General features: G+C 59.7%; 26 protein-coding genes. 17 read left to right on the forward strand and 9 right to left on the reverse strand.

The features are described 5' to 3' along the window. Positions 1-13: 13 nt before the first annotated feature. From BM031_RS10670 to BM031_RS10680, 3 genes are all read right to left on the reverse strand, one after another. On the reverse strand, positions 14-1,405 hold the full coding sequence (locus BM031_RS10670; RefSeq protein ID WP_091874562.1) for a multicopper oxidase family protein: 1,392 nt from the start codon (positions 1,403-1,405) through the stop codon (positions 14-16). 18 nt (positions 1,406-1,423) lie between these two features. Continuing rightward, positions 1,424-2,797, reverse strand: a complete 1,374-nt coding sequence (locus BM031_RS10675; RefSeq protein ID WP_091874563.1) for a TolC family protein — start codon at positions 2,795-2,797, stop codon at positions 1,424-1,426. Positions 2,798-3,337: 540 nt separating this feature from the next. Beyond that, positions 3,338-3,757 carry a hypothetical protein gene (locus BM031_RS10680; RefSeq protein ID WP_143084557.1) on the reverse strand — a complete coding sequence of 140 codons (420 nt, stop codon included), beginning with the start codon at positions 3,755-3,757 and terminating at the stop codon, positions 3,338-3,340. Positions 3,758-3,989: 232 nt separating this feature from the next. Here BM031_RS10680 and BM031_RS10685 point away from each other — a divergent pair, with 232 nt between their 5' ends. Further along, a complete protein-coding gene (locus tag BM031_RS10685) occupies positions 3,990-4,394 on the forward strand; it encodes a DUF305 domain-containing protein (RefSeq protein WP_229408778.1) in 405 nt (134 codons plus the stop codon). Positions 4,395-4,740: 346 nt separating this feature from the next. Here the strand turns inward: BM031_RS10685 and BM031_RS26340 are convergent, their stop codons facing one another. Both BM031_RS26340 and BM031_RS10690 read right to left on the reverse strand, forming a co-directional pair. After that, entirely contained in the window at positions 4,741-4,917 is a 177-nt protein-coding gene (locus tag BM031_RS26340) for a Tn3 family transposase (RefSeq protein ID WP_136223706.1), read from the reverse strand. 159 nt (positions 4,918-5,076) lie between these two features. Then, the gene (locus BM031_RS10690; protein ID WP_091874565.1) at positions 5,077-6,093 is read right to left on the reverse strand and encodes a YeiH family protein; all 1,017 of its coding nucleotides are present in this window, start codon (positions 6,091-6,093) and stop codon (positions 5,077-5,079) included. A gap of 106 nt (positions 6,094-6,199) precedes the next feature. On the opposite strand from BM031_RS10690, the gene BM031_RS10695 reads away from it, so the two are divergent. From BM031_RS10695 to sorB, 8 genes are all read left to right on the forward strand, one after another. Continuing rightward, positions 6,200-7,123: a LysR family transcriptional regulator gene (locus BM031_RS10695; protein WP_036216428.1), complete on the forward strand. Its 924-nt coding sequence runs from the start codon at positions 6,200-6,202 to the stop codon at positions 7,121-7,123. 81 nt (positions 7,124-7,204) lie between these two features. Further along, the gene (locus BM031_RS10700; RefSeq protein WP_091874566.1) at positions 7,205-7,633 is read left to right on the forward strand and encodes a nuclear transport factor 2 family protein; all 429 of its coding nucleotides are present in this window, start codon (positions 7,205-7,207) and stop codon (positions 7,631-7,633) included. Positions 7,634-7,661: 28 nt separating this feature from the next. Continuing rightward, positions 7,662-8,168: an RNA polymerase sigma factor gene (locus BM031_RS10705; RefSeq protein ID WP_075791081.1), complete on the forward strand. Its 507-nt coding sequence runs from the start codon at positions 7,662-7,664 to the stop codon at positions 8,166-8,168. Next, positions 8,165-8,962, forward strand: a complete 798-nt coding sequence (locus BM031_RS10710; protein WP_075791080.1) for an anti-sigma factor family protein — start codon at positions 8,165-8,167, stop codon at positions 8,960-8,962. Before BM031_RS10705 ends, BM031_RS10710 begins: the two co-directional genes overlap by 4 nt. Positions 8,963-8,967: 5 nt before the next feature. Further along, complete coding sequence (locus BM031_RS10715; protein WP_051306793.1) at positions 8,968-9,411, forward strand: DUF305 domain-containing protein; 444 nt, start codon at positions 8,968-8,970, stop codon at positions 9,409-9,411. Positions 9,412-9,414: 3 nt separating this feature from the next. Then, positions 9,415-10,809, forward strand: a complete 1,395-nt coding sequence (locus tag BM031_RS10720; RefSeq protein WP_091874567.1) for a YncE family protein — start codon at positions 9,415-9,417, stop codon at positions 10,807-10,809. A gap of 119 nt (positions 10,810-10,928) precedes the next feature. Then, entirely contained in the window at positions 10,929-12,128 is a 1,200-nt protein-coding gene (gene sorA / locus BM031_RS10725) for a SorA family sulfite dehydrogenase catalytic subunit (RefSeq protein WP_370660048.1), read from the forward strand. Positions 12,129-12,139: 11 nt separating this feature from the next. Then, positions 12,140-12,778 carry a SorB family sulfite dehydrogenase c-type cytochrome subunit gene (gene sorB, locus BM031_RS10730; protein ID WP_228892616.1) on the forward strand — a complete coding sequence of 213 codons (639 nt, stop codon included), beginning with the start codon at positions 12,140-12,142 and terminating at the stop codon, positions 12,776-12,778. A gap of 146 nt (positions 12,779-12,924) precedes the next feature. Here the strand turns inward: sorB and BM031_RS10735 are convergent, their stop codons facing one another. After that, positions 12,925-13,941, reverse strand: a complete 1,017-nt coding sequence (locus BM031_RS10735) for a tyrosine-type recombinase/integrase (protein WP_083684450.1) — start codon at positions 13,939-13,941, stop codon at positions 12,925-12,927. 185 nt (positions 13,942-14,126) lie between these two features. On the opposite strand from BM031_RS10735, the gene BM031_RS10740 reads away from it, so the two are divergent. Together BM031_RS10740 and BM031_RS10745 are read left to right on the forward strand one after the other, a co-directional pair. Further along, positions 14,127-15,095, forward strand: coding sequence for a DNA-binding protein (locus BM031_RS10740; protein WP_091874568.1), 969 nt, complete (start codon positions 14,127-14,129; stop codon positions 15,093-15,095). Positions 15,096-15,202: 107 nt separating this feature from the next. Then, entirely contained in the window at positions 15,203-18,163 is a 2,961-nt protein-coding gene (locus tag BM031_RS10745) for a Tn3 family transposase (protein ID WP_091874569.1), read from the forward strand. 8 nt (positions 18,164-18,171) lie between these two features. Here the strand turns inward: BM031_RS10745 and BM031_RS10750 are convergent, their stop codons facing one another. Beyond that, positions 18,172-18,744: a hypothetical protein gene (locus BM031_RS10750; RefSeq protein ID WP_051516974.1), complete on the reverse strand. Its 573-nt coding sequence runs from the start codon at positions 18,742-18,744 to the stop codon at positions 18,172-18,174. Between the two features lie 105 nt (positions 18,745-18,849). On the opposite strand from BM031_RS10750, the gene BM031_RS25030 reads away from it, so the two are divergent. The 6 genes from BM031_RS25030 (at position 18,850) to BM031_RS10775 (ending at position 24,108) form a co-directional block, all read left to right on the forward strand. Further along, entirely contained in the window at positions 18,850-19,176 is a 327-nt protein-coding gene (locus BM031_RS25030) for a hypothetical protein (protein WP_143084558.1), read from the forward strand. A gap of 160 nt (positions 19,177-19,336) precedes the next feature. Further along, a complete protein-coding gene (locus BM031_RS10755; RefSeq protein WP_091874570.1) occupies positions 19,337-20,005 on the forward strand; it encodes a PEP-CTERM sorting domain-containing protein in 669 nt (222 codons plus the stop codon). 29 nt (positions 20,006-20,034) lie between these two features. Then, positions 20,035-20,757, forward strand: coding sequence for a DUF305 domain-containing protein (locus BM031_RS10760; protein ID WP_177207708.1), 723 nt, complete (start codon positions 20,035-20,037; stop codon positions 20,755-20,757). Positions 20,758-21,096: 339 nt separating this feature from the next. Then, positions 21,097-21,444: an ISC system 2Fe-2S type ferredoxin gene (fdx, locus tag BM031_RS10765; protein WP_091874571.1), complete on the forward strand. Its 348-nt coding sequence runs from the start codon at positions 21,097-21,099 to the stop codon at positions 21,442-21,444. A 163-nt stretch (positions 21,445-21,607) separates the two neighbouring features. Next, positions 21,608-23,926, forward strand: coding sequence for a heavy metal translocating P-type ATPase (locus BM031_RS10770; RefSeq protein ID WP_091874572.1), 2,319 nt, complete (start codon positions 21,608-21,610; stop codon positions 23,924-23,926). Next, positions 23,923-24,108: a hypothetical protein gene (locus tag BM031_RS10775; RefSeq protein ID WP_091874573.1), complete on the forward strand. Its 186-nt coding sequence runs from the start codon at positions 23,923-23,925 to the stop codon at positions 24,106-24,108. The genes BM031_RS10770 and BM031_RS10775 overlap by 4 nt, the downstream gene beginning before the upstream one ends. 746 nt (positions 24,109-24,854) lie before the next feature. Here the strand turns inward: BM031_RS10775 and BM031_RS26345 are convergent. Together BM031_RS26345 and BM031_RS25035 are read right to left on the reverse strand one after the other, a co-directional pair. Then, on the reverse strand, positions 24,855-25,238 hold the full coding sequence (locus tag BM031_RS26345; protein ID WP_370660046.1) for a surface-adhesin E family protein: 384 nt from the start codon (positions 25,236-25,238) through the stop codon (positions 24,855-24,857). Between the two features lie 143 nt (positions 25,239-25,381). Then, positions 25,382-25,657 (reverse strand): hypothetical protein, encoded by a 276-nt coding sequence (locus tag BM031_RS25035; RefSeq protein ID WP_143084560.1) that lies wholly within the window; start codon positions 25,655-25,657, stop codon positions 25,382-25,384. Positions 25,658-26,027 lie beyond the last annotated feature (370 nt).

Raw genomic sequence — 26,027 nt, forward strand, 5'->3', positions numbered from 1 at the left:
TCCTCGACGGTTGTCAGTGATGGCCCTGGTGGCCCTTGGGTTTACGGACGGTGACTTCCACCTCGGGCGTCTTCGCCGCCGGCATGGCCTGGCCGCCCGGGTTGTGGTTGCGAACGGCCGCCGGCGGCTCGCCCTTCCATTCATAAGCCACCGTGCCCGCAGGGTGCTTGTACCAGCCCGGATCCTTGTAGTCGCCCGGCTTCTGATCCTTGCGGACTTTCAGCACGGTGAACATGCCGCCCATCTCGACACCCCCGAACGGCCCTTGGCCAGTCATCATCGGCAGGGTGTTGTCGGGCAGCGGCATCTCCATGTCGCCCATCGAGCCGCCTTTTTCGCCCATCACCATGTAGTCGGGTACCAGCTTGGTGATCTTCTCGGCCACCCCGCGGTGGTCCACGCCGATCAGGGTTGGGACGTCGTGGCCCATGGCGTTCATCGTGTGGTGCGACTTGTGGCAGTGGAAGGCCCAGTCACCCGGCTCGTCAGCGATAAACTCGATAGCGCGCATTTGGCCAACGGCGATGTCGGTCGTCACCTCTGGCCAGCGCGACTCAGGCCGGGTCCAGCCGCCATCGGTGCCAGTAACCTCGAACTCGTGTCCATGCAGGTGGATCGGGTGGTTCGTCATCGTCAGGTTGCCGGTGCGGATGCGCACGCGGTCGCCTTGGCGCACGTTCATGGTATCGATGCCCGGGAAAACGCGGCTGTTAAAGGTCCAGATATTGAAATCGAGCATTTCGTTGACCCGCGGGGTGTAGCTGCCCGGCTCGATGTCGTAGGCGTTCAGCAGGAATACGAAATCGCGATCAACCTTGTGATGGGCCGGATTCTTTGGGTGCGTGACCCAGAAGCCCATCATGCCCATCGCCATCTGGACCATTTCGTCAGCATGCGGGTGGTACATGAAGGTACCCGGGCGGCGAGCGACGAACTCGTAGACGAAGGTCTTGCCCGGCTGGATGCCCGGCTGGTTCAGGCCTGTGACGCCGTCCATGCCGTTGGGGAGGCGCTGGCCATGCCAATGGATGCTGGTGTGCTCCGGCAGTTTGTTGGTGACGAAGATGCGCACCCGGTCGCCTTCTACCACTTCGATGGTTGGTCCGGGACTCTGGCCGTTGTAGCCCCACAGGTTGGCTTTCATGCCGGGCGCTATCTCGCGAACCACGGGTTCAGCGATCAGGTGGAACTCCTTGACGCCATTGTTCATGCGCCAGGGCAGGGACCAGCCGTTCAGGGTGACGACCGGGTTGTATGGCCGGCCGTTCGGTGGCGGTGGAGGTGGCTGCGTAGCCGCGCTGGTCATGATTGGGGCTTCCGGGAGGGTGGCCGCGCCAGCACGGCTGACCAGTCCGGCGCCGACCAGGGCGGCTGCGCCAGTGAAGAAATCTCGACGAGAACTCATTGTTGATTCATTCCTTGTTTAGTGTTCCGCGGCAGCTTCGGCGGGCGCGGCGGTTGAAGCCATGGAGATCGCGGACCCTGCGCCGCCGCTGCCGCTGATGGCGGCCTGCAGATCCGTTTCGGCGATCCAGAACTCTCGCTGCGCGTCGATGGCCGCATTCACGCCCGCGATCTGTGCGCGTGCGTCGGCCAGCAGTTCGAACACGCTCAAGAGCATGCCGTTGTAGCGAAGCAGGCTCTCTTCGGAAATCTTCTTCCGCAGTGGTACCAGCTGGTCGCGATGCTGCCTGGCGACGTCATAGTTTGTCCGGTAAGCGGAATACGCTTCGCGGACCTGTGACCGGGCATTGATGGCGGTATCTGCGGTGCGGTGGACCGATTGCATGTAGAGCGCCTCGGCCTTCGCCACACGTGCGCCTCCCCAATCGAAGATCGGCAGGGCGAGTTCGATCTCGTATCCGTTTTCCCGGGGTGCACCGGACTTGCTCGAGTTGACGTATCCCGCGTCGAGGACGTTTATGACGCCGGTTGCCTTTGTCAGGCCCAGTGCGCGCGCAGTCGACTCGGTGCCGAGCTTTGCCAGGCGTACATCGAGGCGCTGCTGCATCGCGAGCGACTCGATATTGCCTGCCTCGCGCGGAACCGCCGGCAGCTCGGGCAGCTTGTCCGGAAGCTGGAACGCCGTGTTTTCTCCCCACACACCCATCAGCCGGGCAAGCTGCTCGCGCGCGGCCGTCGCACTGTGCCGTGCACGTGCCAGCTGGGTCGAGGCTTCGCTCGAGAATGCTTGTTCGCGCGCCTGGTCGAGGGCGCTCAGGTTCCCGACCTTGGCCATGCGCTGCGCCAGTTCGGCACTCGCGCCGGCCGCTTCACGCACTTGCTCCGCATAGCGCGCCGACTGCACTGCCGCGACGGCATTGAAGTAGGCCTTGCGCGTGTCTGCCGCGAGCCGGACCGCTTCGTTTGCCGCGACCAGCTTGGCGCTCTCGAAACGGCGCGACTCGATATCGCGACGGATCGGGATGGTCACGAGTCCGACGAGATCGAACATGACGCTGCGTTCGATCTCCGTTTCGCCGCCGCCGGACATGCGGCTGAAGCTGAAGCCGGGGTTGGCCATGCGGCCGGCTTGCACCAGATCGGCCTCGGCGACACCCAGTTCGGCGAGCGACGCCCGCAAGCCGCGGTTGTTGATCAGGGCGACACGGACCGCGCTGTCGGCGGAGAGCGGCTGCTTCAGCAACTGATTCAGCTCGTCCTGGATGGCCGCGCTATCGGCATTCGTCCTGGGCAGGCGAACGTCCTGGCCGGTGCGCTCGGCGGTCAAGGTTGAGACAGCGTCCAGGCCGCCGTCCTTGGAGAACGTCGCGCAACCGCTCAACGCGAGGAGCATGGCGGCTGCTGCGACGGCACGCATTGTGGGAATTGAAAGCTTTGTTGTCATTATGTGTTCGGCTTAATGATGTTTGCTGTGATCCACAGGCGCAGGACTGGCCGGCTTCGCTGGCGAAGTGGGCGCTGGTGCGGACGGAGCCGGCGCTTCTTTATGGCCGTGGTGGTTCTGCTCACCGCCGTGGGCACCATGTCCCGCATGGCCCGGCGCTCCGGCAACGGCATCGTTTGCGGCGCGCCAGGATTTGTCAGGCGTCGCTTGGGCGTCCTGCGGTGCAGGCGAACGACTGGTAATGACCGACTCGTACACGGTCGGTGGTACTGCCACTGCGGGGTCCGCAGGGTCTGGCAGCGGACGGGATTGCTGGGCGTGCGCGTACATCGGCAGTACCAGCACGGCGCCAATAGCGGCAGCCAAAAGCTTGGAAGTCATGGACAATCCTCAAAATCAGTAACAGGGCGTGCGTAGACACGCGCGAATGCTCAAGAGCGATGACGGCACTAGAGGATAGCGGGTCAGCTCTTGTTACGATTAAGCGGATTAGTGCCGGGGAGGGCGCTGGGGGCCGTCCTGGATGAAGCCTACGGCGAAGGCCGCAGGCGCAACGACGACTACGTCTGAGCCATCGAAGGCCGGAACAACGAGATGAGTGGAGGGTGGCGCGACAGCACCCAGGCAGAATGCGGAACAGGCGCTGCAGGTGGAGTGAGGCTTCTTGTCGGCCTTGGAGTCTGCCTGATCGACATCGACCAGGGAATCTGCCGCTTGGCTGGCATGGTCGCCACCGTGGTGAGCATGCGCACTGGCCATGTGCTCGTGCGACAGCAAGCCAGGGTCGATCGAACCCTGGCTGGATTGCTGGTGAACCGGACCGCACGACATACGGTTGGCCGCAACCGCGTGCAGCGGAAGCACGGCCAACATTAGCCAAACGAAAAATGTCTTGAGTGCGCGGTTCATAGATGTGGGAAGTATAGCACGCCAATTTTGGCCTGGAGCATCCTTAAGGCTGACTAAAGTCAGGCGCTGGCCGAGTGGCATGCAGTGATTGGCAGGCGCGGCTGATCTACGGAGATGTACAGACAAGGTGCGTTAGCGCACAGCCTTAATCATCGAACTCCTTCCAGAATCGCCAATGGAGGCGCCACATTGTGCGGCACTAAGTGCTGATCATTTACTCAAGGAGAAGAATATGAAGAAAGTTCAAACCCGTATCACTCTCATGGCCGGTGCATTTGCACTCGTTTCCGCTGTGTCGCTGAATGCGTTTGCGCAGTCCGGGCAACACGCGCAGCATGGGGCCCCGTCAGGCCAAGCTGGTCAACACCACGACATGCCTGGACACGAGATGATGCAGTCGATGGAGGCCATGCACCAGAAGATGTCGAGCATGCAGATGACCGGGGATCACGATCATGACTTCGCCATGATGATGCGCTCGCATCATCAGGCAGGTATCGATATGGCAAAAGCCCAGCTCAAGAACGGCAAGGATCCGCAAATGCAGGCGATGGCCAAGAAGGTAATCTCCGACCAGACCAAGGAGATCAAGAAGCTCGACCAGTGGATGGCGAAGCACAAGGCGACGAGCAAGTAAGCGGCGACGCAGACGGTACCGGTGTGCACTATGCGCCGGTGCCGCTGTGAGCCCTGCGTCAGCGCTTTCAGGTAGAGATGGTTGCCGATCTGTATCGTACAACGGGACATCACAGCAGATGCTACATTTTTTGCATGACTGCCGCCTTCCGCAAAATTGCTTGGTGTCTGCTGTCCTTGTTGGTCGGGTACCATGGGTATGCGACCGCAGCCGTCACATGCCACAACTTGAAGGTGGAAATTGGGGAGAATAGGGAAAACGGAAAAAATCGGGCGCTAAGCCCTGTTACCGATTCTTGAAGTCCGCAGCGGCCGATATTTTTCTCATCAACCTTCTTGCTCTTCCTTCAAATGTAATATCCGGTCCCGTAGATGTGCTCCCAGGCCAACGAGGACACGAAACTGCAGCATACTGGCGTCGGGGAGCTGCCAGGACCGCGCGCAACCTGTGTCGCCCGCTCCAGAAACACCGCATGCCAAAGAACGATGGCGCCCGTCACCAGGTTTAAGCCGCGGTCGCACATATCACCTTAAGCGATGAATCAAGACCGCTCTGGCAAGCGCATTGCGCGACTGCTTGCCAAGCGTATCAGACTGTAACTTTCTGCAATACCACCAAGTTTCTCGTATTAAAAAAATACAGATCCTCGATTTCTAACGGTAGCCGCTAATCGGGCAGTGCTTCAAACGATGCCGAGCATTTTTATCAGGAAAAAACTGATGACTGCCAACGCCAGCAGCGACAACACGACAACTGCGGCGACCCGGCAACCGGCCCGCATGACTGAGCGCGCATCGACGCCGAGTCCGAGTGCGGCCATCGACATAATGGTGAGGAAATTCGCCGTCACGTGCATCGGCGCAATTGCCGCCTCTGGAATGGCGCCGAACGAGCGCAAGGTCAGCAGTAGCAAAAAGCCGACGATGAACCACGGGACCATATGCGACAGCGCAGGACGACGACCACCTTCGCGCCGACCAATCAGCGACAGTACCAGCACGACTGGGCCCAGCATCAGCACCCGCACCAGTTTCACCAGGGTGCCGATGTGGACGCTGCTAAGCGATATCGATGAGGTCGCGGCCAGCACCTGGGGCACCGCGTAGACGGTCAGCCCGGCAAAGACACCGAACTGCGTTGGTGAAAACGACAACAGTGACACCATTAGCGGCAGCACCAGCACCACGACAACGCCAAGCACGGCAGTGAAGGCGATCGCCGCAGCGACGTCCTTTCCATCCGCATCGATAACCGGGGCCACCGCGGCAATGGCAGAGTTACCGCAAATCGAATTGCCGCAGGCAATCAAGATGGCCATCTTGCGCGGCAGACCAAAAGCACGGCCAAGGGCAAAGCTGAGCGCAATCGCGATGGCGACCACTGCCGCGATGCCGCTCATCAGACCGATGCCGTTTTCGAGCAGCGCACCGGCGCTGACCGAAGCGCCCAGCAGCACGACCGCGATTTCCAGCAATAATTTCGCACCGACTTGGATGCCGTCTTCGAAGCGAGTATCGAGCCGATGCACCGTCCGCACGACGGTGCCTAGAAGAATGGCCAGCACCAGGCTTTCGAGCCATGCGTGGCCAAATAAAGCGCTTTCGATGTTTTCCATTGCGTAAGCTATCGCAGTAACCACAGCGCAAAGTGCCAAGCCTGGCAGCGCGTTGCGAACGAGTTTTAGTGGTTGCTTGACCATTTGCCGCTCCTGATTCTCGAATTCAATAGAACGATTATCAAGTCGACAGATTGTTATGTCCATCTTACAATATCGAATATATCGTTCAATAGAATTGAACAATCAGATGACACTAGAACAATTGCGGATTTTTGTTGAAGTCGCCGAGCGACAGCATTTGACCCAGGCCGCCGCAGTGTTGGCGCTCACCCCTTCAGCGGTAAGTGCTTCGATCAAGGTGCTGGAAGAACGCTATGGTACTGCCCTATTCAATCGCGTCGGCCGCGGCATCGAGATCAGCGAAGCGGGCCGTATTTTCCTGATAGAAGCACGCCGCACGATCGCCAGCGCGCGCGCCGCCGAACTGACATTGGCCGAGCTGGGTGGAATGAAACGTGGCACGCTGACCATTCATGCGAGTCAGACTATCGCCAGCTATTGGCTACCCGAGTACCTCGTGCAATTTCGCCAAGCGCATCCGGCGATCGCACTGAGCGTGACCATCGATAACACCCATAATGTCGCCCAAGCAGTGCTTCAGGGGGGCGCCGACCTTGGCTTTGTCGAGGGCGCCATCGACGAGCCGACACTATCGGTCGATGCCATCGCATCCGACCAGATCGTCGCTGTAGTCGCAGCGCACCATCCATGGGCTTCAGGGAGGAGGCTGCTGCACGCGGATCTTCTTGAGGCACAGTGGATCTTGCGCGAAAAGGGGTCCGGCACGCGCTCGGCGCTCGAGTGCGCACTTCAGGCGATGCATGTCGACTTCGATGCACTCGATATCGCACTCACATTGCCGTCCAACGAAGCGGTCCGCTCCGCTGTGATGGCCGGCAAGTTCGCCACCGCCATGTCGGAACTGGTAGTAGCCTCGCATCTGCGGGCAGGTTTGCTGGCGAAAGCAAACATCGACTTGCCGGAGCGCGCGTTCTACATGTTGCGCCATCCCGAACGGTACAAGACAAAGGCATCTCTGGCGCTGGAAGCGATGATCCGCCTCTCCCAAATAGCGCGCGACGAAACGCCTGCGAAAATTAATTTGAAATAGATGGAATAAATCATCCGCAGATCCGTTCACCTCGATAACACCGGTTTTTTCCGTCCGACTGACCCAACCAGGGAGAATTTCATGAAACAAGCGACCTTCGCCGTCATCCTCGCTATCGCTTCGATCGGCAGCGCTGTCGCCAGCCCGATGAGCGATGCCGCGCAGATTCACTTTAGCGCCATTGGCGCCGGTGACACGTCCGTCATCATGCGTGGCTATGCCGACAACGCCCAGCTGACATGGGTCGGCGGGCCGCTTGACGGCATGTACGCCGGTTCCGATGCCATTCGCGCCACCTGGGAAAAGTTTGGCAAGGCTGTCGGGCCGGCGCGCGTGACTGTGCTTGCTCTGGAGGAATCGGCGAACCCAAAGGGTGCGACGATCGTCGCCAAGGTGCAGTTCGAAGGCAAGGCACAGGTCAATGTGCGCTATGTGCTGACCTACCGCGATGGCAAGCTGGTCAACGAAACCTGGCAGATCGATCCGAAACTGACCGCAGCAGCTTATTGATTAATCGACCGATACTCCAGTGACATCCATGCCCAATTCGCGCGACCAGCTGCTGGCCTGCATTCCCCGTCTGCGCCGCTATGCGCGGGCATTGGTCGGCGATCGGGCCGGCGCCGACGACCTGGTGCAGGACACGGTCGAGCGCGGATGGGGGAGACTGGCGTCATGGGAGGGTGGTAGCGATATGCGCGCATGGTTGTTCAGCATCATGCACAACCTGCGTATCGACCAGGCGCGGCGGCCTTCAGTGCCGACGGAAGCGCTCAACGAGGAGACATCGATGGCACTAGCACCTGGCAGTCCTTCAAGCGGACTCGAACTGCGCGACATGGAAACGGCCTTGCGTGCGCTGCCAGAGGAACAGCGTGAAATCCTGCTGCTGGTGGCCTTGGAAGAAATGAGTTACGACGACGTCGCGCAAACGCTCAAGATTCCCATCGGTACGGTCATGTCGCGCCTGTCGCGCGCGCGTGAAAAAATGCGCGCGAATATGGAAGGGAGAGCGTACATCGCACCCTTGAAGGTGGTCAAATGAATACCCTACCCATCACGGAAGCCGACTTGCACGCCTTCGTCGACGGCAAGCTGCCTGCCGCGCGCCGACTCGAGGTCGACGCCTATCTGGCGCAGCGCCCGGAAGAGGCGGAGCGGCTGCGCGCCTATACAGCGCAAAACGATGAACTGCGCGCGCTTTTCAATCCCGTGCTCGACGAAGCGGTGCCGGAGCGCTTAAGCGCAGCGCGACCGCGCCAGTGGCAATGGCAGCGGCTGGTAGCCGGTCTTGCCATCGCCCTGTTCAGCGGCACGACAGGGTGGCTGCTGCATGGCCAGCAGGCAGGCGAGATTCAGTACGCCCAAGGTGATTCCATGCAGGCCAGGCCGGCGCTGTACGTTGCCGGCTTGGCCCATCAGGCCGCAATCGCCCACGTTGTCTATAGCCCGGATGTCAAGCGGCCGGTGGAAATCGGGGCTGACCAGGAAGAGCAGCTAGTGGCATGGCTGTCCAAACGCCTCGGCACGGCAATTCGGCCACCCCGGCTGGGCAAACTCGGCTACGAGCTGATCGGTGGTCGCCTGCTCCCTGGCGCCCAAGGCGCGGTGGCGCAGTTCATGTACCACGACGCGACCGGGCAGCGCCTCACCTTGTACGTGTCGACCGACCAGGCGCACAACAAGGACACAGGTTTTCGCTTCGCCCAGGAGGGACCGGTGAATGTGTTTTATTGGATCGACGGCAAATTCGGCTATGCGCTGTCGGCTGGAATTAACAAGGCCGAACTGGCGCGCGTTGCCACCGCCGTGTACGACCAACTGGAGAAACCGTCATGACCTTAATGAACCGTCCCTTGTACCTTCGACGCTTGGCCACGTTCGCCGTTGCCGCCCTGATTGGCGCTAGTGCTCTCGGACAGGCCATGGCCCACCATCATGGCCAGTCGCCAGCGGCAAAGCCCCCCGTATTTATCGCCAGCACGGCCAAGCCGTTTGCCGCGCTGACGGACGATGCCATGGCCGTCATGGATGACGGCATGAAGCGCGCGCCAATGAATGGCGTTGCGGAACATGATTTCGTGACGATGATGATTCCGCACCACCAGGGCGCCATCGACATGGCGAAAGCGCTCCTGCTCACCACCAAGGATCCTGAATTGCGCAACGTCGCCCAAGGCATCATCACGGAACAGCAAAACGAAATCAACATTATGCAGGCCTGGTTGCAGCGCTACCAATCGGCTCAGGCAAAAGTTGCTCCCACTTCGATCACCAAGAAAGAATAAATCATGCAACTCCGTCACTGCGTTTTCTCGTTGACCGTCAGCAGCCTGCTCACCGCCTCCGCGTTTGCCGCTCCTGGCGCGCAAGACCGCGTCTACACCGCTGACCAGAATACCAATACCGTTTCAGTGATCAACCCGGCGACCAATTTGCTGCTCGGCCAGATCAAACTGGGCAACCAGCGTCCGGACGTGTTGTCGCCGCTATACAAGGGCGAGATCAATGTGCACGGCCTGGGCTTTTCGCCCGACCACAAGACCCTGATTGCCATTTCAAACGGCTCTAACTCGGTGGCATTCATCGACACGGCGACCAACAAGGTCAAAGGAATCACCTATATCGGTCGCTCGCCCCATGAAGGGTTTTTCACTGCCGACGGCCGCGAAGTCTGGGCGGTGGTGCGCGGCGAAGACTACATCTCGGTGATCGACCCGGTCACCTTCAAGGAGAAAAAGCGGATCGAGACGACCGCCGGCCCCGGCATGGTGCAGTTCCTGCCGAACGGCAAGCTGGCGTTCGTCGTCTCCAGCTTCAATCCCGTGGTCGACGTGATCGACATGAAGTCGCACAAGGTCATCAAGCACATTAAGGTCGTCAGCCCGTTCTCGCCGTTCCTTCAGTTCACCCCTGATTTCAAGGAAATGTGGATGACGCACAAGGATGCCGGCAAAGTGACGCGCATCGATACTGCCAGCCTGGAAGTAAAGGGCGTCATCGATACCGGCTTCATTACCAACCACTTGGCGTTCGCGAAGACTGCGGCTGGCACCCGTGCTTACGTAACGATCGGCGGTGAGAATGTCGTCAAGGTGTACACCACCGACGCCACGCCGACGCTGGTTGCGACGATCCCTACCGGCGCGTTGCCCCACGGCATCTGGACCTCCGACGACGGCACACGTCTGTATGTGGGACTTGAAAACGGCGACGCGGTCGATGTCATCGACAGCGCCACCAACAAGGTGATTGCGCGCGCACCGGTCGGCCAGGCGCCGCAGGCACTGGTGTACGTTTCGAACGCCGTGCCGCACGGCGACGGCATGACCAACCTGGTCCCGCGCGCCAACAGCGAGCCAATCAACATTGCGCTTAAACCCGCTGCCGGCGAGGCCAAGGGATTCGTTGTGGCCCGTAACCTGGGCGTGGTGGACGCGCTGGAAGTGTCGCTGTTCAAACTCAAGCCGCAGACCGCGTACAGCGTGTACGTCACCGGCCAGGCCGCGCCGGTGGCCAGTTTCAAGACGAATCCGATGGGGATGGCGAACGGCACTGCGATCGGACCGATGCGCGCCGTGAGCAACAGCCTCAACGACAAGGCCGCGACGGCGAGTCGCATCCTGGTGATGGAAGGGGACGTGGCCGTCGATCCACAAAAAGCCGTATTGAGTAGCGTGCAGTAAGCAAATCACGACAATACTGTGGCAGTATCGAGCTAACCGATTTCACAATAATAACGGAGACCAGTATGGCGAAGAACTCGTTGATATTGACGGCGGAGGCGTTGCGGCGCCGTTCCTTTATGAGGCAGGCCGGCACGCTCGGTGCCGCCGGCGTGTTCGGCAGTCCGGTATTGAGCGCGCTCGCGGCGGAGGCAGGCCACGTCACGCTGCCGTTTGAAAACGGCGAGCGCGAACTGGTCGTGTATCCTCAAAAGCGGCCGCTGATCCTGCTGACCGCCCGTCCGCCGCAGCTGGAAACTCCGTTCAGTGTGTTCAACGAATCGGTGATTACGCCGAACGATGCGTTTTTCGTCCGATATCACTGGAGCGGCATTCCCACCGCGATCGATGCGCAAACATACCGTCTCAAAGTCGGCGGCAATGTTAATACGCCGCTGGAGCTCTCGCTCGCCGACCTCAAGCAAATGGCTGACGCCACCGAACTGGTTGCCGTGAACCAGTGTTCCGGTAACAGCCGCGGCCACCTGTCGCCGCGCGCCAACGGCGGCCAGCTATCGAATGGTGCCATGGGCAACGCACGCTGGACTGGCGTGCCGCTACGCAAGGTGCTGGAAAAGGCCGGCGTCAAGGCCGGGTCGGTACAGGTCTCGTTCAACGGCCTTGACACGCCGCCCGTTGGCGACGGGCCCGATTTCATGAAGGCGCTCAATATCGACCATGCGCTCGACGGCGAAGTCATGTTGGCCTGGCAAATGAACGGTGCCGATCTGCCGATGTTGAATGGCTACCCACTGCGCCTGGTGGTGCCCGGCTACTACGGCACCTATTGGGTCAAGCATCTGTCCGACATTACCGTGACCGACAAGGTATTCGACGGATTTTGGATGAGCACGGCCTATCGCATCCCCGACAATCAGTGCGCCTGTACCGAGCCGGGAAAGGCGCCGACCAAGACCGTCCCGATCAATCGCCTCAACGTGCGCTCGTTCGTGACCAGCCTGACCGACGGCATGCACGTCAAGGTCGGGCGCCAGACGGTGGTGCGCGGGATTGCGTTCGACGGCGGCTACGGCGTGAATGAGGTGGCGTTTTCATCCGACGGTGGCAAGAACTGGCAAGCCGCACAACTGGGCAAGGACCTGGGGCGCTATTCTTTTCGAGAGTGGAGCGCGGCGTTCACGCCGAAACAAAAAGGAAACCACGAACTGCTGGTTCGGGCGGGCAACCGGATCGGTCAAGGCCAACCCGCGAGCGCCCTGTGGAACCCTGCCGGCTACATGCGCAATGTGGTCGAATCGACGCGCGTCGTCGCGGTATAAGGGGAACCACATTGAAACATCCACTGATTTGCTCTCTGTTCACCATCAGTCTGATGGCTGCGGCCCCAGCTTTCGCCCTCGACATTCAGCTTCCGCCTGAAACTGCTGTCTTCAAACCCAGCGAGTTGCCGGGATATGCGCTGGCCCAGCGCAACTGCATGACATGTCACTCGGTCCATTACATCCAGTCGCAGCCCACGACATCGCCGCGCGGCTACTGGGATGCCACCGTGAGAAAGATGAAGAAACCGTTCGGTGCGCAATTCTCAGACGCGGATATCCCGGACATGGTCGATTACCTGGTCAAGACCTACGGTGCCGAACGCAGTAACGCAGTGCCGATTGCGAACGCGGCGATAAAGCCAGCTGCAGTTGCACCGAAGGCCGGCGCCACCGCAGCAATCGATACGAAAGCGTTGCTTGCCGCAAATGCTTGCATGGGATGTCATTCGATCGACAAAAAGGTCGTCGGGCCGGCATTCAAGGAAGTGGTGGCAAAGTACAAGGGCAAGGCAGACGCGGTATCACTGGTGGCGAGGAATATTCGAGCGGGCGGCGCTGGCAAATGGGGGCCTGTACCGATGCCAGCTTTCTCCCAACTGAGCGAGGGCGAAGCGATGGCCTTGGCGCATTATGTCCTGGCGCAATGAATTTGATGCCATCCCCTTCCTGTAGACGCCTTTACTGAGCATGCCCGCCGGGGACGTGCTTCGCGCCATGCCGTCGCTCGCCCCGGCACAGCCGGGGGCCGGCCGGTGCTGCTTTTCAACAACGGGCAAGCGGGCGCTGAGACAAATCAGGCCGGTTTGACCCGCTTACGCAACAGACTGCCGGCCGCGTTATCCTCGAACCGGCTGGCCTCCTCAATGTAGCCATGGACCGTGCCGTCGTGGCGCCAGCCTCCTTGCTTCTTGATGTCGCGGAAGTCGGCTCCGGCGCGGTGCGCGCTGGTGGCCATGCCACGCCGCAGACTGTGACTAGACAGGTCTAGCACGTAGTCGAGTTTGACCAGTGTCGCGCAATCCTCCAGGATCGTATTCACGCTGCCCACGCCCAGAGCGGCGCTGGCCACCGTCCCCCACTTGCTGATAGACCGAAACACCGGTCCGGCCATGATGTCGGCGGCGTCGAGCCAGGCGCGCAACGCCGCCGCCGGGCAGCAAGGGCCGTCGCTGTACGGGATCGCCTTGATGATCCCTTCGCCCAGTTGGTCAGTCTTCGAGCGCGGCAGCATGATCTCGATGCCCTCGGGTGTCCAGCCAATATGTCCGACCTCGATGGCGACCAGCTCGCTGCGCCGCAATCCGCCGAAAAAACCGATCTGCAAAAGTGCGTTGTCGCGCGTCGCCTTCAACGTGCCGGCGCTGACCAGCTGCACCACGATACGTTCCAGGTCCTCGATTGGAAGGGCCTTGGCCCTCTTCTTCGGGCGGCCGTGCGTGCGTGCGATCCCCGTCAGTGTCTTGCGCACGGTCGGTGTCGAAGCCGGATTGGGGAAGCCCAGGTGGACGTGCCACTGCGACAGTGCCGTCAGGCGCAACGCCAAGGTGCGGGGATTGAGGGTCGGCGCGTAGGTGAGCAGGTATCGGATGATCGCCGCTTCGTCGGCCGGCAACACGCCGCCCCACGCCAGGTAGTGGTTTACGGCGGACCGGTACGCCCGGCGCGTGTTGTCGGCCGTGGCGGCGGCCAGGACGGCGCGGTGCTGGGCTGCGAGCACGGCGTCCACAGCTGTAACGGCAGAGTGCAGCGCCGACGCTGGGTGTGCATCGTTATTTTCGGCGCCGTTGTCGGCGGGTTCGGGGGTGGCCATGGCTGTGTTGCTCGCGGTCGGGCTTGTAACGGGGGTTACGGCAGGATAGCACGCTGCGGATCGGCATCGGTGTCGATAATCTACATTATCGAGCCTAATTATTCACTCATTTCGGATCGATTTTATATCGTAATATAACGTACCATTACGTATTACCCGCACGTTATCTTATCCAAGGAGCGATCATGGCCAGAGCCGGTATCCTGTACTCCCACGTCGCCAAGGCGGCCGCCCAGCTGACCGCCGCCGGCAAGAACGCCACCGTCGACACCGTGCGCGAGGCCTTGGGCGGCACCGGCAGCAAGAGCACGATCGCGCCAATGCTTAAACAATGGAAGGCGCAGCACGAAGGCGAGGTCGCGGCGGCGGGCGCGGGCGTGCCGGCCGATCTGCTGGAGGCGATCAAGGGCGTCTACGACCGGGTGCAGGTAGGCGCGCAGGTTCAGGTCGAGCAGCTGCGCATTGAGCACCAGCTGGCGGCACATAAAGTCGCACAAGCGGCGGAGGCGCTGCGCGAAGAGGTGCGCCAGCTTGGCATAGAGCGCGAAGCCCTGAAAGCCGAACTGCACAGCGTAATGGCGGCGTTCGCGCGCGAGCAGGCTGCCCGGCATCAAGATGCGGTGGCGATCGCCGCCCTGGAATCAGAAAAGACGGGGCAGGCCCAGCGCCTGGCCGACCGCACGGCCGAGGTCCGGGAGCTGGCGGACCAGCTGGCGCAGGCGCGGCGCCAGTTCGAGCACTTCCAGGAGGCGAGCGCGGCCCAGCGGCAGGATGACAAGCACGCCTACGAAACGCGGATTGCCCGCGCCGAACAGGAGGCGGCCACGCTGCGCGCCAACTTCCAGGACGGCCGCGAGGCGCTGGCCGTGCTGCGGAGCGAGAAGGCCCAGCTGGAACACACATTGCACGAGCAGCGAGACGCGGCCAGGGAGCAAGCCCGCAAGCTGTACGAGGCCACGGAAGGACTGACGGCGACGCGCGAGTTAGCTAGCAGCAGGCAGTTTGAACTGGAAATGGTGGTGGAACGCCTGGAGCATGCCCACCAGGCGAATGAGCGGCTGGAGGCTCGCGTTAGCGAGCTGGAGGGCGAGAACGCGGATTTGAAAAAGAAACCCGCCGCAGCCAGTCCGAAAACACGGAAGACAAAAACGTAAAGCGCTTTACCTTTTTAAATTTAATGGGTTCGAATGATGCGAACCATTGTCAGGGCGATCCTTCTACCGGCGCACCACACAAACCTTTCAGCGAAGGATCGGACCGAATGCCACGCCGCTCACTGCTGTCCGATACCGAACGCGACAGCTTATTGGTATTGCCACAAAGTCAGGATGATTTGATTCAGCAATACAGCTTCACGGATGCCGACCTGGCGTTGATCCGGCAGCGGCGCGGGGCAGCGAATCGCCTTGGGTTTGCGGTCCAGATGTGCCTGTTGCGCTATCCCGGCTACGCGCTTGCCAGCGACACCGCGCTGCCGGATTCGGTGTTGCACTGGATCGCCAAGCAGGTGCGCAGCGACGCCGGCGCCTGGCCGGAATACGGCGAGCGGGAGAAGACGCGCAACGAACACCTGCACGAGCTGCGCGCCTACCTGGGACTGTCAGTCTTCGGCCTGCCGGACTTCCGCAAGCTGGTGGACAGCCTGGCCGACCTCGCTATGCAGACCGACAAGGCGATGGTCCTCGCCGCGCATTCCCTTGAAACGCTGCGCCAGAAGCGCATCATCCTGCCGGCGCTCACTGTCATCGAGCGGGCCTGCGCCGAGGCCGTGACGCGGGCCAACCGGCGCATTTACCGCGCGCTGATCGATCCGCTGGAGCGGCACCACAAGCGCTCGCTTGACAACCTGCTCAACGTGGCGCCTGACATGAGCATCACCTGGCTTGTGTGGCTGCGCCAGTCTCCGCTCAAGCCCAATTCCCGCTACATGCGCGAACACATCGAAAGGCTCAAGGTGTTTCAGTCTCTGGCACTGCCGGAGGGGCTTGGCCGCCAGATCCACCAGAATCGCCTGCTGAAGATGGCGCGCGAGGGTGCGCAGATGACGCCGCGCGACCTGGCGAAGTTCGAGGATGAGCGGCGCTATGCGACACTGGCGGCGCTGGCCATCGAAGGCATGGCCACCGTGACGGACGAACTGGTCGACCTGCACGACCGCATCATGATCAAGCTGTTCAGCGCGGCCAAGAACAAGCATCAGCAGGACTTCCAGAAGCAGGGCAAGGCCATCAACGACAAGGTGCGCCTGTACAGCCGAATCGGGCGCGCGCTGGTCGAGGCCAAGGAATCCGGCATGGACCCGTATGCCGCGATCGAGGCCGTGCTGCCGTGGACAGACTTCACGCAAAGCGTGACCGAGGCGGCAGAACTGGCCCAGCCCGAGACGTTCGACCACCTGCACCTGGTGGGAGAGCAGTACAGCACCCTGCGGCGCTATACGCCTGAGTTCCTCGATGTGCTTCGGCTTAAAGCTGCGCCGGCGGCGCAAGCGGTGCTGGACGCGATCGACGTCCTGCGCGAGATGAACATGACCGGGGCGCGCAAGGTGCCGGACGATGCGCCGATCGCGTTCGTGAAGGCGCGGTGGAAGCCCCTGGTCATCACCGACGACGGTCTTGACCGCCGCTTCTACGAGATTTGCGTCTTGTCGGAGCTGAAGAATTCGTTGCGGTCGGGCGACATCTGGGTGCAGGGTTCGCGCCAGTTCCGGGACTTCGAGGAATACCTGCTACCCACGGAAAAGTTCGGGGCGATGAAATCAGCGCGCGAGCTGCCGATCGCGGTCAACCAGGACTGCGACCAGTACCTGCACGACCGCTTGCTCTTGCTCGAACAGCAACTGGCCACCGCCAACCGGCTCGCGCTGACGAACGAACTGCCCAATGCGATCATTACTGAGACAGGACTGAGGATCATCCCACAGGACGCCGTGGTGCCGGACGAGGCCCAGGCGCTGATTGACTTCGCCAGCGGCATGCTTCCCCGGATCAAGATCACCGAACTGCTGATGGACGTGGACGACTGGACCGGTTTCACGCGCCACTTTGTCCATCTTAAGAGCGGGGAGCAGGCCAAGGACCGGACGTTCCTCATGTCCGCGATCCTGGCCGACGCCATCAACCTCGGCCTGACCAAGATGGCGGAATCGAGTCCCGGCGCCACTTACGCGAAACTGTCCTGGTTGCAGGCCTGGCACATCCGGGACGAAACCTATTCGGCCGGCCTGGCTGAACTGGTCAACGCCCAGTTCAAGCACGCCTTCGCTGCGCACTGGGGCGACGGCACAACGTCGTCGTCGGACGGCCAGCGCTTCCGCGCGGGCGGCCGGGCCGAGAGCACGGGCCACATCAACCCCAAGTACGGCGCCGAGCCCGGCAAGCTGTTCTACACCCATATTTCCGATCAGTACGCGCCGTTCAGCACCAGATTGGTCAACGTCGGCGTGCGCGACTCGACCTATGTGCTCGACGGCCTGCTGTACCACGAATCGGACCTTCGCATTGAGGAGCACTATACCGACACCGCCGGCTTCACCGACCACGTGTTCGCGCTAATGCACCTGCTGGGTTTCCGCTTCGCGCCGCGCATCCGCGATCTGGGAGACACCAAGCTGTACGTGCCGGCCAAAGTGGGCGATCACCCCGCCTTGCGCTCGATGATCGGCGGCAGCCTGAACGTCAAGCACCTGCGCGCACACTGGGACGACGTGCTGCGCTTGGCCGCCTCGATCAAGCACGGCACCGTCACAGCGTCGCTCATGCTGCGCAAGTTAGGCAGCTACCCGCGCCAGAACGGCCTGGCGATCGCGCTGCGCGAGCTGGGGCGGATCGAGCGCACGCTGTTTATCCTGGACTGGCTCCAGAACGTCGAGCTGCGCCGACGCGTACACGCCGGTTTGAACAAAGGCGAAGCGCGCAATGCGCTGGCCAGGGCGGTATTCATCCACCGGCTGGGCGAGATCCGCGACAGGTCGTTTGAGCAGCAGCGGTACCGCGCCAGCGGCCTGAATTTGGTGACGGCCGCAATCGTACTGTGGAACACGGTCTACCTGGAGCGGGCGACGCAGGCCTTACGTGAGAAAGGCAAGTTGCCAGACGACGGTATGCTGCAATTTTTGTCACCGCTGGGCTGGGAGCACATCAACCTGACCGGGGACTATGTGTGGCGCCAGCAGCGTATAGCCGAAGGCGGGTTCAGGGAGCTGCGCAAGCCCCAAGAGTAGGAAATATTCTAGAAAAGGGAAGATTCAGTTCGCGGCTGCGTGAATCGATTCCCCCGCCCCTCACGCAAGATTCTTAGCTTCTCTAAATAAACCAAGCCCTGCCAGCCTGGTGTGGCCAGATTGAGCCCTGGGTATTGCCGGCGGCAGTTTTCCAGGGCAGGCGACTGAGCATTGCGTTCTTCGTCACGCAGCGCATCCGAGGCGCCTCTGATAATTCGTGCAGCTTCCTCGCGCTCTCGCTGTTCTTCTTGTCTAGCGCGTAAATCCAGTGCTCGGGCATGCTCCAGTTGAAGCCGCTGTACCTCCAGCATGGCAATGAAGCGTTCAGTGTTTTCGGCTAGTAGCTGACGCTCGGCGTCGGTAAGAAGCTGGCCAGCGCTTGATCCATAAACGGGCACCGCCCCGGTGTCATAGGAGCCGTATAGGAGCTTGAAGCACTCGGAGCCGAGGACGGTGAACCGCCCATTCTCCCGCACGATGTGGATGCGTTTGTACACGCTGTGGCGACAGCCGTCGCGCTGACAAATTATCCGATCTCCTTTGTCTACCTCGACTACTGCCATCAGCTGCGCGTTCGACATCTTTTATTTTTCCAAGCAAAGACCGCCCCCGGTCATAAATGTCGACTATACAGTATAGGGTCAGGGCGTTTGCAAGTCGACTGCGCGGAATGGTTTGCGGGCGATATGCTCGGCCAAATCGCCTTAGCGCCCGATTTTTTCCGTTTTCCCTATTCGCCCCAAATTCAGCTTGTGAAGGCGGATTCTCAAGCAGAGAAAGATGATTGCCCCGACATGCGCGCCAACATGCGCTCCGACATGGCGGAAGGTACCGAAGGTAGCTGTTGCAAGTCGAAATCGCTCTGTTGCTCGAGCTTCGTCGTCCCCTATGCCCCGGTCCCTTCATTTCTGCCGCTGAGCGCGCCTTCCACCTCCCCCGAGCGGTCGCATTCCCTTCAGGCCGACTTTTCCAGTTTTATTCCTCCGGTCCTCGACCCTCCGCCGCGCGCCTGATTCATTGCGCCGTTCTACCCTTGTGTCTCGCCATCCCGTTGCGCCTTCCTGAGCATCGCCGGACTGCAAGGCATTCAGGTTAATTACGAAGCTGCAAGTCCGTGCTTTTTGGCACGGGCATGGTGGCGCTCGCATGAACAACTGAGCAATGAGGTAAATCATGAAAAGCAACAATGCATTGCCCAAGCCGGCTCTGCTGGCGACTCTTCTATTGTCTGTGGTGATGCCGGCACACGCCGAGATCACTGTTTTCACCAACGAGGCATCGTTCCTGTCAGCGGTGCAGGCGGCCGGCACCGATCGTTTCGACGATCTGCCAACCTCCGAACTGGAGGCCCAACTCTCACGAACTGCCGGAGCATATGGGTATCGCATCAATGCGGGCCCGGGAGACGGAGGCTTCTTTCCTGTGATGAATAACGGCGACGTTTATCTGGCGCCGACGCTTGCTTCGGATGTTGTCAGCTTCAGCGCATTCTCACTTGGGGTGTTTGGCTTCGGGGGAAGCTTTTTTGCGACGGACGCCTATGGAAGTTACGTGTCCGGGCGAACGATCGAGCTCACGGCGATGGATGGATCAGGTAGCACAAGCTACACCCTTGAAGGATCCTCACCCACGTCGTTCCTCGGTTTCCTGTCGACCAACCCCTTGACCGAAGTATCGCTGCGCACTATTGGCGAGCAAGGAAATGTCTACTGGGCGACTGCGAACGATGTTGTCCTTGCAGTTCCGGAACCATCAGCGTACGCGATGTTCCTGGTGGGGGCAGGAATCGCGGCTTGCTCTGTGCGGCGCCGGCGTCGCGTGCCCTATACCTCAGCCAAATGACTCGTTCTCTATCGTTCAAAGGAGCAATCATGAAATTCGCAAGCAAGCAGTTCAATCAGTCATACCGTGTCGGCAACATTCGTGTGCTCGGCCGTAGTCTCGCCCTGAGCTTGAGCCTGCTCGTGCCCGGCATGAGCGTGGCGCATGCCGATGGGCCGGGCAGGGGAGCGACCGCGCAGTTTGAAAAGAACTACCTGGTCTTCATCATCAATCACCATTATTCCGCCCTGCGGATGACGGAGCTGGCTGCCGGCACGGACCTGGCGCGAGACGCGCAAGTCGTGGCTCCCCAGGAAGGGACATCGCCGACCCCTGGCTTCAATGCGACACCGCCAAAGGCGAGCGATGACGAGATCAAGTCGATGGCGCGCATGGGCAACCGAGAGCAGCGCGAAGAGATTGGCCGTGCCCAGCGCTTTCTGAGGGAGTGGTACGGCATCCAATATCAGCCGCAGCTCACGGCCGATGGAAGACGCATGATCGCTATGCTCGAGGCAACCCCAGCCGGGGCGCAGTTCAACCAGGTCTTTCTGAGGTCCTTCAGTAACCATCACCTGAGCGCGCTTGCACCGAGCCTGCACTGTACAGTGAAGAGCGATCTGAACCACGACGGTTTACGGCGTTACTGCGAAAACATCGTCGTCGTCCAGAAGAACGGAATCAACGATATGCGCGAGATGCTGTGCAAGCGCTACTCGGACTGCGGCTTTGTGCCCATGACAGGCGACAAACGGAAGGACAATGAGTTCTGACCGAGGAAAGGGTTGAAGCGGCTGCAAACCCGTTTCAACCTAGATGTCGCGCACACCAACCTGCGCCTTCGTTCAGCGGAAAATTCGCTTGACCTTTCCATTATTGGAAGGTTTATAGTGGAATAACCACTTTCCGGAGGCGTCTTATGTATGAGTCCATTGGCCCCGAGGCCCACCGTTCCGTCGATCTCGTGACAGCAATGTCCAGCACAGGCCTGCACGATTCGCTGGGGTCGAAACAGATAACGAGCGCGGTGTCCGGCTCGGAGAAGACGACAGCGACCTCGCGCTGTCTCTTCTGCCGATACCGAAGCTCAAGTGCCGGGAAGGAGTCGGCACATGCCTAGAATTACCGTACTGCCGCATCCGGATTGCGTACCTTCCGGGGCGTCGATCGAAGCCGCCTCCGGCACAAGCATTTGCAATGCGCTGCTCGAAAACGACATCGACATCGAACATGCCTGCGGCAAGGTTGGGGCCTGCACGACATGTCACGTCATTGTACGGGAGGGTTTCCCATCTCTCGCGCAAGCCAGCGACAATGAGGAAGACATGCTTGACCGGGCTTGGGGCGTCGAGCACTTGTCCCGTCTGTCGTGCCAGGCGATCGTCGCGGAGGCGGATCTTACGGTCGAGATTCCACGGTATTCCCTGAATCACGCCAAGGAAAACGCATGGACATCTTAGGCCGCGCACCGCTTGCGACAAGTGGGCCGTGCGAGAACCTCAGTCGCTTTTAACTGGAGCTGCCATGAAAAACGAAATGCATGATCACGCTGGTCACCAGCGTAAGAATCAGGAATGTTGCCACTCGCATGAGCATCATGCCGGCAATGCCGAACCCGGCGGCATGGCCGACGCCTCGCAGCATCATTCGTCTACGTTGTCCGATAAGCCCTATACCGATCCGGTATGCGGAATGAGCGTTGCAGACCGGCCAGATCGACGCATCGAGCACGAAGGAGTCCGCTTTCACTTCTGCAGTGTGAAGTGCATGGACAAGTTTCGCGCCAATCCCACCAGCTATACTGAGAAAGGCGCCCTTGCCGCTATGCCGGAGGCGCCGCCAGGGACGATTTACACCTGCCCGATGCATCCGGAAATCCAGCAATCCACGCCGGGCAACTGCCCGATATGCGGAATGTCGCTGGAGCCACTGCTGCCATCGCTGGAGGAGGAAGAGAATCCGGAGTTAGTGGACTTCCGCCGTCGTTTCCGGTGGACGCTGCCGCTGACCGTGCTTGTCACGATCCTAGCGATGGCTGGGCACCGGATCTTCAGCGGAGGGCTAGCATACCAGAGCTGGATCGAGCTCCTCCTCAGCACGCCGGTAGTGCTGTGGGCAGGCTGGCCATTCTTTGTCCGTGGTGCGCAGTCGCTCAAGAACCGCAGTCCGAATATGTGGACCTTGATCAGTATCGGGGTCGCCGCAGCGTACGGATACAGCCTGGTTGCGACCCTGTTCCCAGCCCTGTTCCCGTCCAACTTCGCAATGCACGGTCGGATCGGCGTCTACTACGAGGCCGCCGCCGTCATCGTCTCCCTGACGCTGCTCGGCCAGATCCTTGAGCTGCGCGCACGTTCGCAGACTTCGGCGGCGATCAAATCCTTGCTCGGCCTGGCGCCAAAAACGGCCAGGCGGATTCGTGCGGACGGAAGCGAGGAAGACGTCGAACTTTCGCACGTCCACATCGGCGACTCGTTGCGGGTCAGGCCTGGCGAGAAGGTGCCGGTCGATGGGGTTGTCCTGGAGGGCGAAAGCGCAGTGGACGAAGCCATGCTCACCGGCGAACCGCTGCCGGTCACGAAGCGGCCGGGCGACAAGGTCATCGGCGCGACCATCAACGCGAGCGGCAGTCTTGTCATCCGTTCCGAGCGCGTGGGGTCACAGACCATGTTGTCGCAGATCGTGCAGATGGTCGCGCAGGCGCAGCGTTCGCGGGCGCCCATGCAGCGCCTGGCTGACGTGGTAGCCGGCTATTTCGTCACGGTCGTTGTCGTCATAGCGCTACTCACCCTGCTGGGGTGGGGCCTGTTCGGGCCGGAACCGAGCTGGGTCTATGGGTTCGTAAATGCCGTCGCGGTCCTGATCATCGCCTGTCCCTGTGCATTGGGGCTGGCGACGCCGATGTCGATCATGGCGGCGACAGGCCGCGCGGCTACCCAGGGTGTGCTGTTCCGCGACGCTGCGGCGATCGAAGCCATGCGCAAGGTCGACACGATCATCGTCGACAAGACGGGTACGCTCACGGAAGGTAAGCCTGCGTTTGACCGGGCGATGGCTGCCTCCGGATTCCAGGAAGAGGATGTGCTTCAAATCGCCGCCAGTATCGACCAGGGGAGTGAGCATCCGCTGGCACATGCTATCGTCGCTGAGGCAGGCAGGCAGAACCTGCCGCTACACAAACCTGAGTCCTTCGAATCGTCCAGCGGGATCGGAGTACGCGGGACCGTGAAGGGTGAACGGGTTGCATTGGGCAACACCGCACTGATGGACATCGAAAAGGTCGACTGGACGCCCCTGCAAAGTGCTGCGGAGGAGCTTCGGCATGTCGGCGCCAGTGTGATGTACCTGGCACTTCAAGGAAAGCTCGTAGGCCTGATCGCAGTGTCGGACCCGGTCAAGGAGACGACGCCGGAAGCCCTGGCAACCCTCCGCGAGGCTGGCATGACGGTCGTGATGGCGACCGGCGATGGTGTGACCACGGCAAAGGCGGTTGCTTCAAAGCTCGGCATTTCGGACGTTTACGGTGAGGTCAAGCCGCAGGATAAGCTGGCCCTCGTCGAACGGCTCCAGCAACAGGGCAAAGTCGTCGCAATGGCCGGCGACGGCATCAACGACGCGCCGGCGCTAGCGAAGGCGGACGTCGGGATTGCGATGGGTACCGGTACTGACGTCGCGATCAACTCCGCTCACGTCACACTCATCAAAGGCGACTTGCGCGCGATTGCGCGATCGCGACTTCTTTCGCTGGAGACCGTACGCAACATGAGGCAGAATCTCGGCTTTGCATTTATTTACAACGCCATGGGAATTCCGCTGGCTGCAGGCCTTCTTTATCCCTTTACCGGGCAACTCCTTTCTCCAATGATCGCGGCGCTGGCCATGAGCTTGAGCTCGGTGTCGGTGATCGGCAACGCACTACGCTTGAGGGGAAGCACTGCATGAACTTCGTTATTACTGACGAGATGGTCGATCTGACGGTACTGGTCGGGGTCATCTTTGGCACCATCGCCGCCGGATTCATTGCTCACGGCAAGATCCAGCGACGTCGCGGTCTCAAAAGCTGGACGAAAGAAACCAATACACGCCGCAGGAGAAAGCTTCGCAAGGCTGCCAAGAACAGGTAGGGCGCAATTTAGCTCGTCAACACAACCATTCGCCAGACAACGAACCGCTGCTGCTCAGGCCAACGATCGTGGCGTTATGGCCATAGAAGCATAGGAGATTAGCCATCCACGCCCTCTAATAGAACAAAGATGTAAGCGCCTGTGTGATGCCCGTCGCGGTTCTTAATTTGACTAAAGGTCGTGGTTAAACTTAGTAGCGGGTTCATGCACCCAGCTAAAATTGTGCAAATCACCTTCACTAGGATCCGACATTATAGAAGTAATGTCATGCAGCCAAAGATGGGCTACAAAAAAAGCTGACTTGCCGGATGAAGTACAGTATTTGAAGACTCCAACTGCGCGCCGTTGCGGACACCGCGTCACAACCCAATTATTTATCCTTTAAAAGACTCGAAGTCATATTTGGTGCATACCAGCTCCTAAACAAGTGATCGCCGGGACGCGAAAATTCACATGGGTTTCTGTTAGGTCAAAAAGTCATCGAACGTCACACGCATAAAAAAACTGTGCAAGTTACAACGCAGCTTCTTCGTTCATTCACTGTAACAGTGGCTTGTGTGATTTTTCACCTCCTTGCACAGCTCAGAGAAACAGTATAAATAATATCAATCGGCTCGCCAATGGAAGGCGCGCGATATCACGAGAGTAACTCACTGAATGATATAGCATGATTAAGCGGCGACGATCCGTTTACTCTAGGTATCTCAAATTCGATTGGACGTAGGGTGGTACGATAATAAAATGCGTCACCTAGTGCATATTGCGTTGCCGCGACTAGCAGCATAAGTTCCTATATACCATCGTTTCCATGGAGTCGCTTTAGTTAGTAAGACCTCCTCACCACCACCCATATTCCCGTGGTATCGCGTTGACTCTAAGATGCGATATTTCTTATATTTACAATCAAGCTCGTGTAGTGAAATCCGCGAAGAATAAGTTACTTGACCTGGGAGGATTTGAGGCTCAATGTAGTCGATTAGGGAGAGTACATGCACAATATCAGGCGAAGTCCAGGTCTTATTCTGTTCTAAGTACACAGTAGCTCCCGGAATTCGCCGTGATTCTTTCCACTGCGTGTTCTCCGAATTGATTTGCGCAAACGACATCAAGGCTAGCGTTAAGTAGAGCATAATTTTTCATTGCCTCCAAGCCATGAACCACTGTAATATTTTGTAAAAGCTGAGAGAGTTAGGCGAGATCATTCGTCGCCCGCTCTGAGATAATCTAGACTACCCACACTGAATAATTATAGATTTGCTCAAGTTTTAGAATCTTAAGTGCTCCTGTCGTGATCTGAAGTGTCGCGCCACAAAATATTTGTGTCGCCCCAAGCAATATCATCGACCTGACCGGCTCCGTCTAGATAAACAGTACCGTCATCAAACTGGAAAAATAGGATTTCGAATCCTTCAATGTCAAGAATCGACAAAATTTTGTGAATTTTCCCAGATTTCCATTTTTCCTGATCGGAAAAACTGCAGTAGACTCTTATATAAAAATCACTTTGACTAGCGACAAATTCTTGAACGTCGACAAGGCTACTGAACAAGTATTTCCTAAGGCCGTAACTATCCCAGCAGGTTCCTGGTGATAGTTCGACGTAAAAGATTCGCAGGGGGGCAGAAACATCCACCATTCTGTATCGCCTTAAACCCGAGTGCCGCAATCTGCTTTGTTGAAGCGGGGATGCATGCTCCCACGTGTCATGAACTGTGAACATTTGTCTTATGCGGCTGTGCGAGCGGGAAGTTGAACGGAACGATGTTACTCCCCCTGTAGGGGGCATGTAACATGATACACTAAATCGAGCATGGCGCACACTTTAGACAACCAAGAACAATCACGCTTGCGCTCTGCTAAGTGCCACGGCGGTCGCTAGTAGGGGCGGAGCTGGGTGAAGAAGCGTTCAGACTTCGCAA

Source organism: Massilia yuzhufengensis, from assembly GCF_900112225.1.
Lineage (GTDB): Bacteria > Pseudomonadota > Gammaproteobacteria > Burkholderiales > Burkholderiaceae_D > Telluria > Telluria yuzhufengensis.

What these genes read in the sequence shown, in the direction of transcription:
- BM031_RS10670 (WP_091874562.1), bottom strand. Translation starts at nt 1,405, where the DNA reads ATGAGTTCTCGTCGAGATTTCTTCACTGGCGCAGCCGCCCTGGTCGGC.
- BM031_RS10750 (WP_051516974.1), bottom strand. Translation starts at nt 18,744, where the DNA reads ATGTCGAACGCGCAGCTGATGGCAGTAGTCGAGGTAGACAAAGGAGAT.
- BM031_RS26345 (WP_370660046.1), bottom strand. Translation starts at nt 25,238, where the DNA reads ATGCTCTACTTAACGCTAGCCTTGATGTCGTTTGCGCAAATCAATTCG.
- fdx (WP_091874571.1), top strand. Translation starts at nt 21,097, where the DNA reads ATGCCTAGAATTACCGTACTGCCGCATCCGGATTGCGTACCTTCCGGG.
- BM031_RS10745 (WP_091874569.1), top strand. Translation starts at nt 15,203, where the DNA reads ATGCCACGCCGCTCACTGCTGTCCGATACCGAACGCGACAGCTTATTG.
- BM031_RS25030 (WP_143084558.1), top strand. Translation starts at nt 18,850, where the DNA reads ATGCTCGGCCAAATCGCCTTAGCGCCCGATTTTTTCCGTTTTCCCTAT.
- sorA (WP_370660048.1), top strand. Translation starts at nt 10,929, where the DNA reads ATGAGGCAGGCCGGCACGCTCGGTGCCGCCGGCGTGTTCGGCAGTCCG.
- BM031_RS10705 (WP_075791081.1), top strand. Translation starts at nt 7,662, where the DNA reads ATGCCCAATTCGCGCGACCAGCTGCTGGCCTGCATTCCCCGTCTGCGC.
- BM031_RS10690 (WP_091874565.1), bottom strand. Translation starts at nt 6,093, where the DNA reads ATGGTCAAGCAACCACTAAAACTCGTTCGCAACGCGCTGCCAGGCTTG.
- BM031_RS10710 (WP_075791080.1), top strand. Translation starts at nt 8,165, where the DNA reads ATGAATACCCTACCCATCACGGAAGCCGACTTGCACGCCTTCGTCGAC.
- BM031_RS10770 (WP_091874572.1), top strand. Translation starts at nt 21,608, where the DNA reads ATGGCCGACGCCTCGCAGCATCATTCGTCTACGTTGTCCGATAAGCCC.
- BM031_RS10735 (WP_083684450.1), bottom strand. Translation starts at nt 13,941, where the DNA reads ATGGCCACCCCCGAACCCGCCGACAACGGCGCCGAAAATAACGATGCA.
- BM031_RS10775 (WP_091874573.1), top strand. Translation starts at nt 23,923, where the DNA reads ATGAACTTCGTTATTACTGACGAGATGGTCGATCTGACGGTACTGGTC.
- BM031_RS10755 (WP_091874570.1), top strand. Translation starts at nt 19,337, where the DNA reads ATGAAAAGCAACAATGCATTGCCCAAGCCGGCTCTGCTGGCGACTCTT.
- BM031_RS10675 (WP_091874563.1), bottom strand. Translation starts at nt 2,797, where the DNA reads ATGCTCCTCGCGTTGAGCGGTTGCGCGACGTTCTCCAAGGACGGCGGC.
- BM031_RS10685 (WP_229408778.1), top strand. Translation starts at nt 3,990, where the DNA reads ATGAAGAAAGTTCAAACCCGTATCACTCTCATGGCCGGTGCATTTGCA.
- BM031_RS10695 (WP_036216428.1), top strand. Translation starts at nt 6,200, where the DNA reads ATGACACTAGAACAATTGCGGATTTTTGTTGAAGTCGCCGAGCGACAG.
- BM031_RS10700 (WP_091874566.1), top strand. Translation starts at nt 7,205, where the DNA reads ATGAAACAAGCGACCTTCGCCGTCATCCTCGCTATCGCTTCGATCGGC.
- BM031_RS10720 (WP_091874567.1), top strand. Translation starts at nt 9,415, where the DNA reads ATGCAACTCCGTCACTGCGTTTTCTCGTTGACCGTCAGCAGCCTGCTC.
- BM031_RS10680 (WP_143084557.1), bottom strand. Translation starts at nt 3,757, where the DNA reads ATGAACCGCGCACTCAAGACATTTTTCGTTTGGCTAATGTTGGCCGTG.
- BM031_RS10740 (WP_091874568.1), top strand. Translation starts at nt 14,127, where the DNA reads ATGGCCAGAGCCGGTATCCTGTACTCCCACGTCGCCAAGGCGGCCGCC.
- BM031_RS10760 (WP_177207708.1), top strand. Translation starts at nt 20,035, where the DNA reads ATGAAATTCGCAAGCAAGCAGTTCAATCAGTCATACCGTGTCGGCAAC.
- BM031_RS26340 (WP_136223706.1), bottom strand. Translation starts at nt 4,917, where the DNA reads ATGTGCGACCGCGGCTTAAACCTGGTGACGGGCGCCATCGTTCTTTGG.
- BM031_RS10715 (WP_051306793.1), top strand. Translation starts at nt 8,968, where the DNA reads ATGAACCGTCCCTTGTACCTTCGACGCTTGGCCACGTTCGCCGTTGCC.